We start from the raw sequence: 15,002 nt of genomic DNA, 5'->3' as shown, positions 1-15,002 counted from the left end.
GTGCGGTTGTGGGACCCGGCCACCGGAACGCAGGTCGGCGACCCGCTCACCGGCCACACCGACTCGGTGAACGCGGTGGCGGCGGTGCCGATGCCCGACGGCCACACCCTGATCGCCACCGGCAGCAGCGACACGACCGTGCGGTTGTGGGACCCGGCCACCGGAACGCAGGTCGGCGACCCGCTCACCGGCCACACCGACTCGGTGAACGCGGTGGCGGCGGTGCCGATGCCCGACGGCCACACCCTGATCGCCACCGGCAGCAACGACCAGACCGTGCGGTTGTGGGACCCGGCCACCGGCCACCAGGTCGGCGACCCGCTCACCGGCCACACCGACTCGGTGAACGCGGTGGCGGCGGTGCCGATGCCCGACGGCCACACCCTGATCGCCACCGGCAGCAACGACCAGACCGTGCGGTTGTGGGACCCGGCCATCAGAGGGCAGGTCGGCGACCCTCTCACCGGCCACACCGACTCGGTGAACGCGGTGGCGGCGGTGCCGATGCCCGACGGCCACACCCTGATCGCCACCGGCAGCAACGACCAGACCGTGCGGCTGTGGAACCTGGATGGCCGCGAGGTCGGACGTGTCGTTGCAGGAGCAGCCATTGCAGGCATCGCAGTTGGCCATGAGTCCACCAACGGTGACGCTAGTTTACTGGCCTTCGCGGGCGAAGCAGGGCTTGCAATCGTCGACATCGTCTCGCAGGTAGGTCACCACCGCTGACGCCAACCTCGACTCAAGCTGATCGACGCGCACGTATCTTGCTAAAAGCCGTGAAGGTCACGATCTATTACTGGAGTACTAGGCACAGTCCAGTAGCGGGCGTTGATCGTCATGAGCACCGAACGCGAGGCACAACACGCCCGGAATGTGCTCGCCCGCCCGGTGCCGGACGACGGCGGTGACGCTAACCAACGCAAGCGAAACCGCTGGTCGAAGCCGAGTATGTAGCGGCTTGACCGCTCTGTGTAGCATTGGATCATGTCCCCCACTGCATCTATGCAGTGGGATGCATCCCACCGGAGGGTGTTCAAAACGCCCTCTCGGACACATAATTTGCCCCGCGAGATATTTCCAGGTCACCTGGGTTGCTCGTGGGGCGTTGTGCTTTCCGACATCAGTGCGAGCCTAGCTGGTGATCGCTGCCCGTGGGGTGTTCGCCGGTGGGATGGCAGGAGCAGCGGGCGGCGTGCGGCTCGTCGTGCCACGACCTGTCGATCGCGGTCACGGTCGTGTTCGCCTGGAGGCGGGCACTCGGCGGGCCCGGCCTGGGATGCGTCCCGCGAGCGGGTGCCAAGGAGGGGGACGCGGTGCCGTGCTTGTCGGTGCCGACGCTCAGGCGTTGCGCGGATCGGTCGTCGGAGGGGCTGGCGCGTGGGGTGAGTTCTGTGAGCCGGTGCGTCGACTTGGCCCGCTGGTGCGTCGGGCTGATCTGCCGCCGAGGCTGTCGCACGACCCAAGGTCAGCAGGAGTTGTTCGCCTGCGTTTCCACGATCTCTGGTCTCGGGCGTGTGATGGACAGGCTGCGGTGCCAGGCGTCTGCGTGCTGTGGGCGCTCGCCCGGTGGTGCTGCGGTCGAGCAGCGCGACCCCGGCGGCGTTGCAGCGGAAGACGAGGTCGAGTTCGTCGACCAAGTGTGCGGTCTGCTCCGGGTCTGGGTTGTCGGCGATGCCCATTGCGGTGAGGTGCGCGGCGATGCGGCTGAGCAGGTGGTCCTCGCGTAGGTAGAGGTTGCTCGGCGCGCTTTCCTGTCGGATACGGGCGCTGGTGTGGCCGTGACGACAACGGTACGCGGCACGACCGTGGGAACGGTGTGAGTCCATCTTCCGCCCGCACACACCGCACTGAAGTCTGCCGGCCAACAGGTAGACGCGCTCTTCGCGGTTGGCGTCGACGTGGCGGGTGCTGTTCCTGGTGGCCTGGATGGTCTGGGCGGTGACGAAGTCCTGCTCCGACACCAGCGGCGTGTGGACGATGCGGGTCGAGACCGCCCACGCGTGCTGCTCGTTGCGAACGCTGGCCCGTCGCCCGCTCGGCGAGCGGGTGGTGCGGTCGGCGCTGGTGCGGTTCCACACCTGACGGCCTGTGTAGCGGGGATTACCCAGGATTTCCAGCACGGTGCGCAGCGACCATTCATGATCGCCCCGAGCCCTGTCGTGTTCCGCGTCCGCATCCGACGGGCTGGGCACGGACTGCTCGTTGAGGTGACGCGCGATGCCCGCGGCGCTGTGCCCGGCCAGGCGTAAGGAGAAGATCAGCGTCACTACGGGTGCCGTGGTCGGGTCCGGCATCAGCCGCTGCTGCCGCACGCCGCGCCGCGCCAGTGCCCGGTTCGGGTGCGGCCCGGCGTCGACGAGCCGGTAGCCGTAGGGCGGTCTGCCGCCGAGGTAACGTCCCTGCTCGACGGTCTGCATCCGCATGGCCGTGACGACCCGGTGCCGGGAACGCAGCACCTCCGTCTGCGAGCGCGCCGCGAGCAACGACAGCAACGCCTCATGGGCGGGGTTGTCGAAGTCCACCGGTCCTTCAGCCTCGGGCAGCCACAGTTGCACCCCGTACCGCTCCAGCACCGCCCGCAGCTCCCGCACCTGGGCGCCGTCGAGGAACGCGCGTTCGTACTCGCCGACCACCACCGCGTCGATCCGATCCGCGTTGGCCGCGATGTAGCGCAGCATCGCCGCGGCCCGAGGCCGCAAATGCCAGGGCACCTGGCGGGAGCACCCGACCTCGAAGTACTCGCCCGTGATCGTGCCGTGCGCTCCGGTGAGCCTGCGGCAGACATCCAGCTGCCATGCCCGTGACGTACGCGGGTCCTGGTGCTCATAGGTGGAAGCGCGACCGTAGAACAAAAACCGCAGACTCCCCACCGGAGCGGAGTCCAAGGCCGCGATGCCCGGCGGGAGGGCGGCGGCGATCCACTCGGCGAGTGTGGTGGGGCGTGGCAGGGTGGCGGACACCGTCATGGCGTGGTCCTCGACATCGGACGGGTTGGGTGCCTGGGTGACCGGGCACCCGCGCCGTGATGACGAGGGGCTCGGCAAACTCGCCTGGATGGAGCAGTTCGAGCCGGCCTGCCGAAGGGACCGGGGCATCCGCGCGATTGACGGCAAACGTGACTTGGACGGCCGGAGCACAGTCCTGTCGGGTGAGCGAGCACCCGATTGCGGTAGAAGGCGGTTCCGCCGGTGACGCCCCCCTTACGGCGTGGACGGGATGGTGCCCGGTGGGCAGCAGGTGAGCAGGTGGTTCTGCAGTTCGGTCAGGGCTTGCGCGATCCGGGTGCCGTCGGCGCGGTAGTAGACGGTCTTGCCGTCGCGGCGGGACGTGAGCAGGCCACCCTCGCGGAGTAGGGAAAGCTGCTCGGACGCCGTGGAGTGGGCGATCCCGGCGCGTTCGGCGGCCTGGCCGACCGTCAGCTCACCGCCGTCGGCGAACTGGAGCATGAGCTGTTGCCGGGTCTCGCCGGCCAGGGCTTTGAGGAAGCGGCGGGAGGCTTCGCCGAGTTCGACCACGGCTCAAGTGTCGCACGTGTCGTCATTTCGGGAGGTTCCGATATTATCGACGTATGTCTATGGGTGATGTGCTGGTCATCGGTGGTGGGCAGTCCGGTCTGGCTGCGGCGTGGGCGGTGAAGGCCGCAGGTGGCGTGCCGGTGGTGTTGGAGGCCGGTGGGCGGCCGGTGGGGTCGTGGGGGTCGTACTACGACAGCCTCACGCTGTTCTCGCCGGCGAGGTTCAGTTCATTGCCGGGGCTGGGCTTCGGTGGTGATCCGGACCGATACCCGCATCGTGACGAGGTCGTGGACTACCTGGCGCGGTACGCGGAGTGGTTGGACGTGGACGTCCGCACCGGGCACCGGGTGGTCAAGGTGGGCGGCGGCTCGGGTGGGTTCGAGGTAGTGCTGGAGGACGGGCGGCGGTTGGCCGCGCCGCTGGTTATCGCGGCCAACGGCGGGTTCGGCCGGCCCTATCGGCCCGCGTTGCCGGGGCTGGAGCGGTTCGCAGGGTCGGTCGTGCACGCCGCGCAGTACCGGAACCCGCAGGGGTACGAGGGGCAGCGGGTAGTCGTGGTGGGGGCGGGCAACTCGGCGGTCCAGATCGCGTACGAGTTGGCCGGGGTCGCGTCGGTGTCGTTGGCCTCGCGGTCGCCGGTGAGGTTCGTGCCGCAGCGGCCGTGGGGTCGGGACGTGCACTGGTGGTGGCGGGTGACCGGGGTGGACGTGGCGCCGGTCGGGCGGTGGCTGCCCGCGCGGTTCTCGACGCCCGTGCTGGACGCGAGGGTCTATCGGGCCGCGTTGCAGGCGGAGCGGCCGGACCGGCGGCCGATGTTCACCGACCTGGACGGGACGACGGTGACGTGGTCGGACGGGCGGCGCGAGCAGGTGGACGCGATCGTGCTGGCCACCGGGTACCGACCGGACTTCGGCTACCTGGAGCCGTCGGGGGCGCTGGACGCCGAGGGACGGCCGCGTCACCGGGAGGGCCTGTCGACCACGCACCCGGGGTTGGGGTTCGTCGGGTTGGAGTGGCAGCGGACGCTGGCCTCGGCCACGTTGCGTGGCGTCGGGCGGGACGCCCGGTTCGTGGTGTCCCGACTGGGGCGGCGCTAGCTCGGTATCGAGATGACTTCTGCGCCGCTGGCACGTAACGTCCGCCTATGGCGAGGAGGTCGAAGTCGTCGTCCCCGGCGACCGTCCAGGAGCGGGTCGAAGCCTTCCGTGCTCGTTGTGCCGAGGTCCGGCCGCACAGCTTGTTCCACCAGGACGTCTACCAGTTCTCGTTCGGATTCCAGATGGAAGGACACGGGGTCCGGTACCACTTCCCCTGTGGGGTGTCAAAAGTCGGTCACACGGTCTGACCTGTGGTTATGCTGCGACGGGTTCGTACTCGTTGATGAGGCCGCCGAGGACTGGGCGGCGGCGTATCGAGGTGCGGCCCGGCTCTGCGGTTGGGTGGTCTGGTCGTGGTGGTGTGAGTTGTAGGGCTTGGTGTGGTCTGCGGTGGTTGTAGTGGGTCGTGTAGCGGTTTAGCACGGTCCGCAGGTGGTGTTGGTTGATGATGAGTAGTCGGTCGGTGGCTTCGCGTCTGACGGTTCCGACGAAGCGTTCGGCGTGGGCGTTGGCTCGTGGACACTGTGGCGGTGTCTTCACGACGTGGATGCCTGCGTCGGAGAGTGCCGCGTCGAACGAGGTGGTGAATTGGCCGGCTCGGTCGCGGATGAGGAACCGGAAGTCGTCTGCTCGGTCGCCGAGGTCCATCAACAGGTTGCGGGCTTGTTGGGTAGTCCATCGCCCGTCGGGGTTCGTGGTGGTGCCGAGGATGTGGACGTAGCGGGTGGCGACCTCCATCACGAAGAACACGTAGACCCGCTTGAGGGTGACTACGCAGTCGACGTGGAAGAAGTCGCAGGCCAACATGCTCGTGGCCTGGGTGCGAAGGAACCGCCGCCAGGAGGTGTCGGTTTCGCGCCGGGGAGCGGGTGGTATCCGCAGGCGCTTGAGCACGCGCCGTACGGTCGAGGCGGCCACCCGGTGGCCGAGCTTGAGCAGCTCGCCCTGGATCCTGCGGTAGCCCCAGCCGGTGTTCTCCCGCGCTATGCGCTCGATCAGCGCCACGATGGTGTCGTCGATCGGCGGTCGGCCGGTCCGGCGGGGGTGGGTCCATTTCTTCGCGACCAGGCGTCGGTGCCATCGCAGGAGGGTTCCTGGTGTCACCAACCGGTGCTCGCGCAGCAGTCGGGGGAGTCGGCGAACCAGCGCGGCGAGCACCGCGCGATCGGCCCAGTCCCACTGCGGTCGGGGGTTGATCCGGCGCAGCACGGCGACCTCGTGCCGCAGCACCAGCAGTTCGACGTCCTTGGCCGCGGAGGACCGGCCGAGCAGAACCAACCAGTCACCGAGTCGGACGAACATCAGGTACAGCAGTCGTAACGCCACACCTCACGATCATGCCCTGGAGACCTAGCGTGCGCGATCGTCGCAGCTCAGCACCCCAATGCAGAGTTCTGACACCCCACACGCTGCGCAGGCGCATCGGCAACGCGTCCACGGCGGCGAACCCCGCCTCGGTGGCCGCCGCGGCGAACCTCGGCCACCGCTCGCTCGCGCCCGCCAGGTCGGGGTGGCTGACCGGGCCGCCGGCGAACGCCTCCAGGCACGGTCCCTCGTCGTTCTGGAGTTGGAACAGCTCCAGCAGTCGGGCCTGCTCGTTGGACGTCGCGATCAGCTGCAACCGGCCGCGCTGGTCGGCCAGCAGCAGCCCGGCCGCGTGGACGTCGAGGAGTTCGACGCACCGGTCCGCGAGCAGGTGCAGGAAGTCGATGACGTCGAAGTCGTCGACCAGCGTGTCGGCCAACTCGACGAACGTTTCGACGGGAGGCTCACCGTCCATCGCCACCTCCACTGGTGTGTTCGGGGTGCGGCCTCGCCCCACCTGTTGTCATGGACGTCCCCCGTCCCGGTCGAACCGCCGCCGGCGCGCCACCACGTCGGCCGCCAGGTCGCCCAGCGGCCTCTGCTCGGCGAACGCCCGTGCGCGCAGGTGCGCGAAGGCGTCGGCCATGCCCACGCCCAGTTGCGCCGCGACCATCCCGGTGGCCTGGTGCACCTGCGGGTTGTGCAGCGGGAGGGTGTCCTCGGCGACGCCCGTGGTGTCCAGGCCGGCCTGCTCGTCCAGCAGCAGCCGCAGGGCCAACTCGGCGAACGCCAGCGCGTCGGTCAGCGTCGGCGCGTCGAGCCCGCCCGCACCCGGTACAGCGACAGCACCCCGACCCGGATCGCGCCCACGCACAACGGCAAGTTGTCGCCGGCGTGCTTCAGCGGATGGTTTCCGGCAGGTGGTCCAACACGTGCACCACGCGAACCGCGACCTCCTGCGCCGTCTTACCGTCCAGGTCGGACAGTTCCCGAAGCGTCTTCCGCACGAGGTCGACCCGTGCTTCGTAACGTGAAACATATTGCGCTGGCATGGTTTCCGTCCTTTTCCGCGTCCTCGCGGCTCAACGCGAACGATGTCGGAGCCGTCTCACGACACGGGGTGTTCGGGCGACCGCACGACGGGCTTGCCCGATGAGGACGACGCTACACCTCGGATCCCCGGTTGACGCCGTTCGGACGCCCTTTGCCCAGCGCCGGCATAGCGGTCGTCAGGGGAGGTCGCGCTCGGTTTCCCGTTCGCGCGGCCGGGTAGTCCACCCGCGGGGCGGTGCTCTGCTTGACGGGAGTCGGGACGTCGCGAGCGCGGATGACCGCACCTTCCCTGTGCGCGTGGCGACCCTGGCCGTGAGCGCGGTGTTCCTCCTGGCCGGCGCAGCGGGTTTCACCCCGTGGCTGGTGACCCGACTACGACGGGCTGCGGTTCGCGGGCCGGCACTCGCACGCACTCCTGCTGGGGGTGTTCGAGGTGTCGATCCTGCACAACCTCGTCCACCTCGCTTTCGGTGTCACCGGCGTGCTCCTGGGCAGGACGGTGCGCGGCGCGACCCTGTTCCTGGTCACCGGCGGCGTGATCTACCGGCTGCTGTGGGTGTACGGATTGTGGATCGACGAGGACAGCGTCGCGAACGCCCTGCCCGTCAACGAGGCCGACAACTGGCTGCACCTCGTGTTCGGCGTCGGCATGATCGCGCTCGGGTTGAGGCTGGGCAAACCGGCCAAGCCCGCGCGCACCCGTGCATGACGCCCGCCCACGCCCTCACACCCCCGCCACGCCCGTTCCCCTCGGACGCCCTGCACGGTGCCATCCGGGTTTGACCGGTTCGGTGGACGGGCAATTCCAGGTAGGTCGACCGGCCGTCGAGGCAGGTCGGCGAGAACAGCTCGGCCACGGTGGCACGTCCGCAGCCGACCAGGGCGTCGCGACCGGCGAAGGGCTTGGGGACAGGCCCGGCTCGGGTGTCGGGTTCAGGAGGCGAACATGCTGGTACTCGTGATCATCCTGCTGGTGCTGTGGCTCATCCTCTCGATCGTCGGCTTCGCGCTCGAAGGACTGATGTGGCTGGGGATCATCGGCGTCGTCCTCTTCGTCGGAACGGCCACGGTCGGAGCGATTCGACGCCGGGCCATCCGACGCTAGCCGCGGCCCTCCCACCCAACCGTCTCCCGATCACCCGCACCGTTCGGAGCAGCCCCGCCGGCCGCCCCTCGGCACGCGAACCCGTCGCTGCCGGCCGGCACCGATGCACGCCGCTCACCTCGCCCGCCGCGGCAGGTGGCCCGGCTGCACCGACTTCAGCGAGCGCCGGCCGCCGCGGTCGCCTTCCCGTTGCAGCTCGGCGGCATCCGGCTCGGCGCCTCGCACCTCTACCGCCCAGGCAACTCGGCGCCCGACGTGGTCGCCGAGGCCGCGTTGCCGTCGACTTCGCAGTACCGGCGTCCTCAACCACAGCAGAACGACGGGAGGCCAGGAGCCGCTTTCCTACCGGTATGTGGACATGGCCACCCGCATGCGCGCGGCGCAGTTGCGCATCAGCTTGGAAGACCCGTTCCGCGACTGCGGGCACACGCCTTCGCCACCGACAGGTCACTGCTGGAGGTCGCCCGCGACGCACCGACGTGACACCTCTCCCCGGACAGGGCGTCAGGACAACGGGATCTCGGCCCACACGGTCTTGGCGCCGGATGAGACGTGGACGCCCCAGCGGTGTCCAGACAGGACGTCCACCAACACGAGGCCGCGGCCCCGGGTGGGACCGGCGGTCGACCGGCCTGGTGCGGGCAGATGATCGGGGCCGGCATCTTCGACCTCGACGCGCAGGCGTGCGCCACCCTCGACCTCGTGTAGTAGCAGCCGGCGGGGGCCTCGGGCGTGGTCGTAGGCATTGGCGACCAGTTCGGAGCACACCAGCAGCACGTCGTGCAGCACGTCCTCGGCGAGCCTGGCCAGGACGTCGGCCACCCACCGGCGCAGCTACGCCAAGGGCGCCACCGGCGCCGTGAGCGCGACGTCGAGCGCCTCCCGCGGCGGCATCATGGCGGCCTCCAGCACACTCCCCGGGTCGCCTACTTGTGACGGCCCAGTCAGAGTGGGTTACCCGCTCCAGCGGAGCACCGAAACCGCCGCTCCCGGCCACGGCGAGGCGGTCACCGCGACGAGGCCACGCCGACCAGCGTGGTCGTGTGCCGTTCCAGCACCAGGGCGACAGCGACGCTCAGCGAGGTGACAGCGACGGCCACACCACGCGGTCGCACGTGGCGACGACGGCGTTCACGATGGCGACCACCAGGAACAGCCCCGCGAGCAGTCGCGGCACGCGCGGGGTGGTCCCGAGCGGGTGTGGGCGGGGTCGGTTTGGCGGGACTCGGTCTTCGCCGTACGCGCCGGTGTGGTGCCCGACCCCGACATCACGCTGGTCAGAGCGGCGGCGAGGCGGAACGACCCGGTCGCCGTGCGCCTGCTCACCGACCGCGCCACCGCGCTGGGCCGAGCGGTCGCCCTGCTGCGCGGCGCGGTCAACCCCGACCGCGTGGTACTGGGCGGCCAGGCCATCACCGACCCCGCCGAACGCCTTGCCCGACCTGTTCAGCGCGTACGCCACCACCACGACCCTGCCCGGCCCCGTCTCGGTGACCCGCCTCGGCTCCTCCCTCCAGGCCACCGCGGCGTGCACCGGCCTGCTCAACCGGCTCTTCGACCACCCCCTGGAGGTCATCGACCAGGCCGGACAGGCACCTCTGCGGTGACCCGGTGCAAGACCCGCGCAGGGGCTCGCCTGCGCCGTGCAGGTGGCGCAGCACCTGCGCGTAGGAGCGGCGCATGGTGGTCTTGCTGTAGGGGATGCCGTGCCGGGCGCAGAAGTCCTCGACGAGGGGCTGGGCGCGGCGCAGGTTGGGGCGGGGCATGTGCGGGTAGAGGTGGTGCTCGATCTGGTGGTTGAGGCCGCCGAGCAGGGCGTCGACCCACCGGCCGCCGGTGACGTTGCGGGAGGTCAGCACCTGCTTGTGCAGGTGGTCCAGGCGCCGGCCGGCGGCGATGATCGGCATGCCCTTGTGGTTGGGCGCGAACGAGCACCCCAGGTAGACACCCATCAGGCCCTGGTGCACGGCGATGAACACGAGCGCTTTCACCGGGGACAGCACCAGGAACACCGCCACCAGGTACGCCGCCGCCGGCACGAGCTGGAGCGCGGCCTCGCGCCACGGGTTGCGCAGTTCCCGCCGCCACAGCGCCATCAGCCCGGACAGGCGCAGCACGGCGGCCTCGGCCAGCAGCAGAGGGAAGAACAGGAACGCCTGGTACTTGGTGATCCACCGGTGCACGCCCCGCTTCTCCGCGGCCTGCGCGCGGCTGAAGGCGATGGCGTGGATCTCGATGTCGGGATCCTCGTCCTCGTGGTTGGGGTTGGCGTGGTGGCGGTTGTGCTTGGCCACCCACCACCCGTAGCTGATGCCGGTGAGGCCGCCGTGCAGGTGCCCGACCAGGTCGTTGTGGCGGCGGCTGCGGAATATCTGCCGGTGCCCGGCGTCGTGGCCGATGAACGCCAGCTGCGTCGACACCACGGCCAGGAACACGGCTGTGGCGACCTGCCACCACGAGTCGCCCAGCACCGCGAACAGCGTCGCGGCGGCGGCGAGCAGCACCGCGTTGACCGCCATCCGCAGGAGGTAGTAGCCGCGCCGCCGGTCCAGCAGACCGGCGGCTTTGATCTCTCTGGTCAGGCGGGCGAAGTCGCTGCCGCGCGGGACTTGGGCCGTGGCGTCCGGGACGGTGTGCGTAGAGGTCATGTACCTGCTCCGGGTCGGTGGTGCGGGGATGTCGCGGCTCGGAGGGCGGGTTTGTCGGTGAAGCGGAACTCGACGGCGGTGGGCAGCTCGTCGAGGTCGAGGGCCTGGCGCAGCCGGGGCAGCCCACGGGTGACCAGCGCGTGCCGGATCGCGCCGGGTTCACCGTCCTGGTCGGTGGTGACGACCAGCGCGAGGCGCGGCTCGTCCCGGATTCCCGCGAGGGTGCCGTGCGCCGCGTGCACGCCGGGATAGGTCTCGATCTCGGCGAGCAGCGGGGCGACGGCGGTGCCCGCGGCCAGCTCGGTCCGACCGCCGGTGGCGCTGCCGCTGGTGTCGCTGCTGCCGCCGGTGTCGGAGCGCCAGGTGCGGGTCTTCGGCGTGCGGTCCGCCTGCGCGGCGAGCCAGCGAACGGCGAGCAGCCCGAGGACCACCGCGCCCGCGGCGACGGCCCACCAGACCCACGTCGGCGGCGGGGCGTCACCGGGGACCAGGGGCGCGTCGGGCGCGAGGAGGTCCAGCAAGGCGAACCGGGTGGCCAGCGCGAAGCCGCCGGCGGCGAGCAGCAGCAGCCCGGTCAGGGCCAACACGGCGCGGTTGAGCCCCGACGGGCGGTCACGGCCGCTCATCGCGCCCTCCGGGCCTTGAGCCGGACGGCCACGGTGGGCCGGGTAGCCGGGCCGAGGCGGTCGAGCCGTTGCCCGACGGCCGCGCGCACGGCGTCGGCGAGCCCGGCGGTGGTCGTGCGGTCGGTGGTGACGGTCGCGGTCACCGCGCGGCGTTTGAGGGCGATCGCGGCGGTGGTCACGCCGTCGACCGAGGACGCGGCGGTGCGCAGGGCGCGGCGCAGGCTCCGGCGCGTCATCCCGGAGTCCACCGCCCGGTCCGTGTCCGGGTCGTCGTCGCGCAGTGGCAGGACGGTGGGCGCGCCGGGGAGCAGCGCGCACAGCAGCAGGACGACGCCGAGCACCACACAGGTCACGGCGGCGAGGACGGCGACCGGGTCGGTCCAGCGCGTGTCGTGCAGCGCGCCGAACACCGCGCGCGTGTCGATCCACGAGGCCAGTCCGAGGGCCTGTTGCACCGACACGACGGTGACGAGCACGCAGACGGCGAGGACGGCCAGGGCCACGAGGACGGCCGGTGTGCTCCGGCGGGGCAACCGCTTCACCGGAGCCCCCCGGTCGTCACCGCGGGGGCGTGCAGCGCGGTGACGGTGATGTCGACCCGGGACGCGGTCAGACCGGTGAGGTGCCGGACCCGTCGGGTCAAGTGTTGCCGCACCTCCTCGGTGGTGCGGCGCACCGGCATCGGGTAGGTGACCGACAACCGCACGTCGAGCGCGACGAACGCACCGACGACGTGCGCGGTGACCCGGACGTCCTCCTCGGCCTGCTCCGCGCCGAGGGCGATGCCGAGCAGGCGGTACGCCGAGCCGCCGACGCCATCGACCTCGGCCGCCGCGTGCGCGGCGATCCGTGCCACCGCGGTGTCGCCGATGGTGAGGCGGCCCCGGTCACCCAGGTCCGCCGACGTTTCCGGTGCCGCCGCGCGGAGGTCGGTGGCGGCGCTCGTGTCCGCGGTGCTTGTGTCCAAGGCACTCATGTCCGCCGTGCGCGTGTCCACGGCGCTCATCCCCGGTCGCGGCCGGTCAACGCGGAGATGTCGAGCTTGCCGTCGAGGATCCTGCCGACGACGAGCCCGGCCGCTCCGAGCAGCAGGACGACGACGAAGGCGCTGAAGCCGCCGAACGCCGCGGCGAAGCCGAGCGCGATGCCCGCGAGCATCCCGGTGGTGGTGGAGTTCACGATGACCGCCTCGCTGTTCTGACAGGTGCCGCCGCGCCGGTCCCGGCTCGCTCCGGGAGCCCGCCTGCCGGGGCGCGGTCGGCGGTGGCACCCGGTGGTGGGTGTGTGCCGGGCGCACGGGTGTCGGGGAGCGCGATGTCGCCGATCCATACGTGGAGCGCCGGCACGGCCCGGCCGAGCGCGGCGCGGACGGCTGCTCGGACGGCGACGTCGACCTCGGCGGCGGTGGCCGGGTACCGCGCGACGACCCCCACGGCGATCTCGGTCGGCCGGACGCGGACGCCGTCGACCCTGCGCCCGGGCAGGTGGGTGGCGATCTCGCCGTATCGCCCGCTGTGCGACCCCGCCACTTGCGGCAGGGTGCGCACGGCGGTGGCGATGACCGTCGCCTCGATCTCGGGTGTCATTGCACGCGGCTGGTTTCCGGGGCCTTGTCGCCCTCGTCGTCACCGGGGATGTGGACGTCGGTGACGGCGATGTTGACCTCGACGACCTCCAGGCCGGTCATCTGCTCCACCGCGCCGATGACGTTGCGGCGAACCGAGCGGGCCAGGTCGGTGATGGACACGCCGTACTCGACGAGGATGTGCAGGTCGACAGCGGCCTGCCGCTCGCCGACCTCGACCGACACGCCCTGGCCGGCCGAGGCCGTCGCGCCGGGGATGCGCTCGCGCAGCGAGCCGAAGGCACGGGCCGCGCCACCGCCCAGCGCGTACACGCCGGAGACCTCGCGGGTCGCCAGTCCGGCGATCTTCTGGACCACGGTGTCAGCGACGGTGGTCGTCCCCCGCGTCGGTGCCGAGGTGCCCGCCTCGCGGGGGACGACCTCGGCGTTCATGTTCTGGGTGAGCGGCTTTTGCGTGGTGGTGGGGTTGGTCACGGCGGTCTCCTCGACCTTGCGTTCGGTGGTGGGGCGTTCTGCGGGAGCGGCTTCACGCCCGGGGCGGGAGCACCGGGAGCGTCCGCTCGACCGGGCTGCCGCGAGGTGACGCGGGAAGGCGTCATGAGGATGTGGGCAAGCAGACCTCCCGGTGTCCGGCGTCGCCTGGGTCCGGGGCGGCTGCTACCCGATGGGATGCCCGGCTCCGGTGGCGGCCAAACCCGGCGCGGGGAGAGCGACCGAGCCCCGGGCGACGACCTCCGCCGGCGTTCGGGGGTGTACCGTCAGAGGCACCAAAGGCGCGTCGAACGCCGGCGTTCGAGCCGGCGTCGCCTCGGGCGCACGACGAGTCCGGCCGATCGAGCCGGAGGCGGGAACGCCGAGTTGACCTCGAACCAGTCCGGTCTCCCCACCACCTACCCGCCCACCGGGACGCAGGTGGACGCCGCACCGGGACCGCCGACCGACGCCACCGCGCTCCACGGACCGCTGTGGCGCAGGCGCGTCCGGGTGAACGTGAGCCGCCGGCGGTCGCGCACCGCTCGACACTGACCGGTACCCGCTCGTGCGCGCAGGACCGCGGGGTGCGGAGTTCCCGACCGGGCGACTTGGCGCACCCACGGCGCGGGAACACCGCCGCCGGTGCGCCGGGTGGGACGATCACGTCCCGCCGATGCGGGAAGGCCCGCGTCGCGTCGCACCGCTCCATGACTGGGAGGTCTCCGGGTGGCCCGGTACACCACCAGTCGGTTGATCCAGGTGAGCCGTTGGATCGCGGAGGAGGCCGCCGAACTCGACGCGCCCGTCTCGGCCCGCGCGCTCTGCCGGGCCGCCGTGGCGCGCCTGGGTGTGAGCGGTGCCGTCCTGACCGTGGACACCTCCGGCTGGCCCGAGGTCGGGTGCGCCACGGACGCGCTGGGTGAACGCCTGGCCGAGTTGCAGGTGACAGTGGGCGAAGGCCCGGCCGTGGACGTCTGGCGCGGAGGCGGCCCGACCCTCATCGCCGACCTCGACGCCCCGGCCGGCCAGGCCCGGTGGCCGATGTTCGCGCCGCTGGCCGTCGAGGCCGGTGCGGCGGCCTTGTTCGCCCTGCCGCTGTGCGTCGGCGCGATCCGGGTCGGGGTGCTGTCCCTGCACCGGCTCGACGCGGGCCACCTCGACGCCGCCACGCTGATCGACGCGTTGGCGTTCGCGGAACTGGCCCTGCGGCTGCTGCTGGACGAGCACGCGCACCTGGCGGCGGCCGACGGTGACGGCCTCCCGCTGCACAACCCGCAGGTGCACCAGGCCACCGGGATGGTCGCGGCACAGCTGGGACTGGGCATGGCCGACGCCTTCGCGCACCTGCGCGCACGGGCGTTCGCCGAGCAGGTGCCGCTGGGCGCGCTCGCGTCCGACGTCGTGGCCCGCCGACGGCGATTCGACCACGACGGGGGACAACCGTGAGCACGCCCGGAACACGAACGCACTGTGAGCACACCAGCGGAGGTGGCTGCGATGGACGGTGAACGTCTCGTCGAAACGTTCGTCGAGTTGGCCGACACCCTGGTCGACGACTTCGACGTCATCGACTTCCTGCACATGCTCGTGG

18 protein-coding genes and 2 pseudogenes are annotated in these 15,002 nt (G+C 71.2%); 5 read left to right on the top strand and 15 right to left on the bottom strand.

The features are described from left to right. A pseudogene (locus RIN75_RS25925) lies at window positions 1-729 on the top strand (WD40 repeat domain-containing protein); the annotation flags it as partial. Between the two features lie 356 nt (window positions 730-1,085). Here RIN75_RS25925 and RIN75_RS25920 read toward each other — a convergent pair. Both RIN75_RS25920 and RIN75_RS25915 read right to left on the bottom strand, forming a co-directional pair. Beyond that, the gene (locus RIN75_RS25920) at window positions 1,086-2,969 is read right to left on the bottom strand and encodes a recombinase family protein (RefSeq protein WP_309114624.1); all 1,884 of its coding nucleotides are present in this window, start codon (window positions 2,967-2,969) and stop codon (window positions 1,086-1,088) included. A gap of 234 nt (window positions 2,970-3,203) precedes the next feature. After that, entirely contained in the window at window positions 3,204-3,518 is a 315-nt protein-coding gene (locus tag RIN75_RS25915) for a metalloregulator ArsR/SmtB family transcription factor (protein WP_309114623.1), read from the bottom strand. A 59-nt stretch (window positions 3,519-3,577) separates the two neighbouring features. Between RIN75_RS25915 and RIN75_RS25910 the strand changes: the two genes are divergently transcribed. Beyond that, window positions 3,578-4,615 carry an NAD(P)/FAD-dependent oxidoreductase gene (locus RIN75_RS25910; protein WP_309114683.1) on the top strand — a complete coding sequence of 346 codons (1,038 nt, stop codon included), beginning with the start codon at window positions 3,578-3,580 and terminating at the stop codon, window positions 4,613-4,615. 255 nt (window positions 4,616-4,870) lie between these two features. Here the strand turns inward: RIN75_RS25910 and RIN75_RS25905 are convergent, their stop codons facing one another. Genes RIN75_RS25905 through RIN75_RS25890 form a run of 4 tightly spaced genes read right to left on the bottom strand, consistent with a single transcriptional unit; the run spans window position 4,871 to window position 6,972 of the window. Next, complete coding sequence (locus tag RIN75_RS25905; RefSeq protein ID WP_309114622.1) at window positions 4,871-5,941, bottom strand: integrase core domain-containing protein; 1,071 nt, start codon at window positions 5,939-5,941, stop codon at window positions 4,871-4,873. Then, complete coding sequence (locus RIN75_RS25900) at window positions 5,898-6,395, bottom strand: hypothetical protein (protein WP_309114621.1); 498 nt, start codon at window positions 6,393-6,395, stop codon at window positions 5,898-5,900. The genes RIN75_RS25905 and RIN75_RS25900 overlap by 44 nt, the downstream gene beginning before the upstream one ends. A 48-nt stretch (window positions 6,396-6,443) precedes the next feature. Beyond that, window positions 6,444-6,794, bottom strand: coding sequence for an ANTAR domain-containing protein (locus tag RIN75_RS25895; protein WP_309114620.1), 351 nt, complete (start codon window positions 6,792-6,794; stop codon window positions 6,444-6,446). Between the two features lie 25 nt (window positions 6,795-6,819). Continuing rightward, window positions 6,820-6,972 carry a DUF6307 family protein gene (locus RIN75_RS25890; protein ID WP_309114619.1) on the bottom strand — a complete coding sequence of 51 codons (153 nt, stop codon included), beginning with the start codon at window positions 6,970-6,972 and terminating at the stop codon, window positions 6,820-6,822. Window positions 6,973-7,264: 292 nt separating this feature from the next. Here RIN75_RS25890 and RIN75_RS25885 point away from each other — a divergent pair. Both RIN75_RS25885 and RIN75_RS25880 read left to right on the top strand, forming a co-directional pair. Continuing rightward, a pseudogene (locus tag RIN75_RS25885) lies at window positions 7,265-7,682 on the top strand (DUF4383 domain-containing protein). Between the two features lie 249 nt (window positions 7,683-7,931). Beyond that, the gene (locus RIN75_RS25880; RefSeq protein ID WP_309114618.1) at window positions 7,932-8,078 is read left to right on the top strand and encodes a hypothetical protein; all 147 of its coding nucleotides are present in this window, start codon (window positions 7,932-7,934) and stop codon (window positions 8,076-8,078) included. A 504-nt stretch (window positions 8,079-8,582) separates the two neighbouring features. On the opposite strand, the gene RIN75_RS25875 is transcribed toward RIN75_RS25880, so the two are convergent. From RIN75_RS25875 to RIN75_RS25835, 9 genes are all read right to left on the bottom strand, one after another. Then, window positions 8,583-8,900, bottom strand: coding sequence for an ATP-binding protein (locus tag RIN75_RS25875; RefSeq protein WP_309114617.1), 318 nt, complete (start codon window positions 8,898-8,900; stop codon window positions 8,583-8,585). A 253-nt stretch (window positions 8,901-9,153) separates the two neighbouring features. Beyond that, complete coding sequence (locus RIN75_RS25870) at window positions 9,154-9,540, bottom strand: hypothetical protein (protein ID WP_309114616.1); 387 nt, start codon at window positions 9,538-9,540, stop codon at window positions 9,154-9,156. Continuing rightward, window positions 9,491-10,726, bottom strand: a complete 1,236-nt coding sequence (locus RIN75_RS25865; RefSeq protein WP_309114615.1) for an acyl-CoA desaturase — start codon at window positions 10,724-10,726, stop codon at window positions 9,491-9,493. The genes RIN75_RS25870 and RIN75_RS25865 overlap by 50 nt, the downstream gene beginning before the upstream one ends. Continuing rightward, the gene (locus tag RIN75_RS25860; protein ID WP_309114614.1) at window positions 10,723-11,352 is read right to left on the bottom strand and encodes an alkaline shock response membrane anchor protein AmaP; all 630 of its coding nucleotides are present in this window, start codon (window positions 11,350-11,352) and stop codon (window positions 10,723-10,725) included. Before RIN75_RS25860 ends, RIN75_RS25865 begins: the two co-directional genes overlap by 4 nt. Continuing rightward, window positions 11,349-11,894: a DUF6286 domain-containing protein gene (locus tag RIN75_RS25855; RefSeq protein WP_309114613.1), complete on the bottom strand. Its 546-nt coding sequence runs from the start codon at window positions 11,892-11,894 to the stop codon at window positions 11,349-11,351. The genes RIN75_RS25860 and RIN75_RS25855 overlap by 4 nt, the downstream gene beginning before the upstream one ends. Then, window positions 11,891-12,328 (bottom strand): Asp23/Gls24 family envelope stress response protein, encoded by a 438-nt coding sequence (locus RIN75_RS25850; RefSeq protein ID WP_375296023.1) that lies wholly within the window; start codon window positions 12,326-12,328, stop codon window positions 11,891-11,893. The genes RIN75_RS25855 and RIN75_RS25850 overlap by 4 nt, the downstream gene beginning before the upstream one ends. A 26-nt stretch (window positions 12,329-12,354) precedes the next feature. Then, window positions 12,355-12,531: a hypothetical protein gene (locus RIN75_RS25845; protein WP_309114611.1), complete on the bottom strand. Its 177-nt coding sequence runs from the start codon at window positions 12,529-12,531 to the stop codon at window positions 12,355-12,357. Continuing rightward, on the bottom strand, window positions 12,528-12,938 hold the full coding sequence (locus RIN75_RS25840; protein ID WP_309114610.1) for a hypothetical protein: 411 nt from the start codon (window positions 12,936-12,938) through the stop codon (window positions 12,528-12,530). The genes RIN75_RS25845 and RIN75_RS25840 overlap by 4 nt, the downstream gene beginning before the upstream one ends. Continuing rightward, window positions 12,935-13,411 (bottom strand): Asp23/Gls24 family envelope stress response protein, encoded by a 477-nt coding sequence (locus tag RIN75_RS25835; RefSeq protein ID WP_375296022.1) that lies wholly within the window; start codon window positions 13,409-13,411, stop codon window positions 12,935-12,937. The genes RIN75_RS25840 and RIN75_RS25835 overlap by 4 nt, the downstream gene beginning before the upstream one ends. Window positions 13,412-14,137: 726 nt before the next feature. Here RIN75_RS25835 and RIN75_RS25830 point away from each other — a divergent pair. Next, entirely contained in the window at window positions 14,138-14,857 is a 720-nt protein-coding gene (locus RIN75_RS25830) for a GAF and ANTAR domain-containing protein (protein ID WP_309114609.1), read from the top strand. Window positions 14,858-15,002: the final 145 nt, after the last annotated feature.

The sequence above is a fragment of the Saccharothrix sp. genome, assembly GCF_031180885.1.
Taxonomy (GTDB): Bacteria; Actinomycetota; Actinomycetes; order Mycobacteriales; family Pseudonocardiaceae; genus Actinosynnema.
This window is presented reverse-complemented; position numbering and strand designations above follow the sequence as displayed.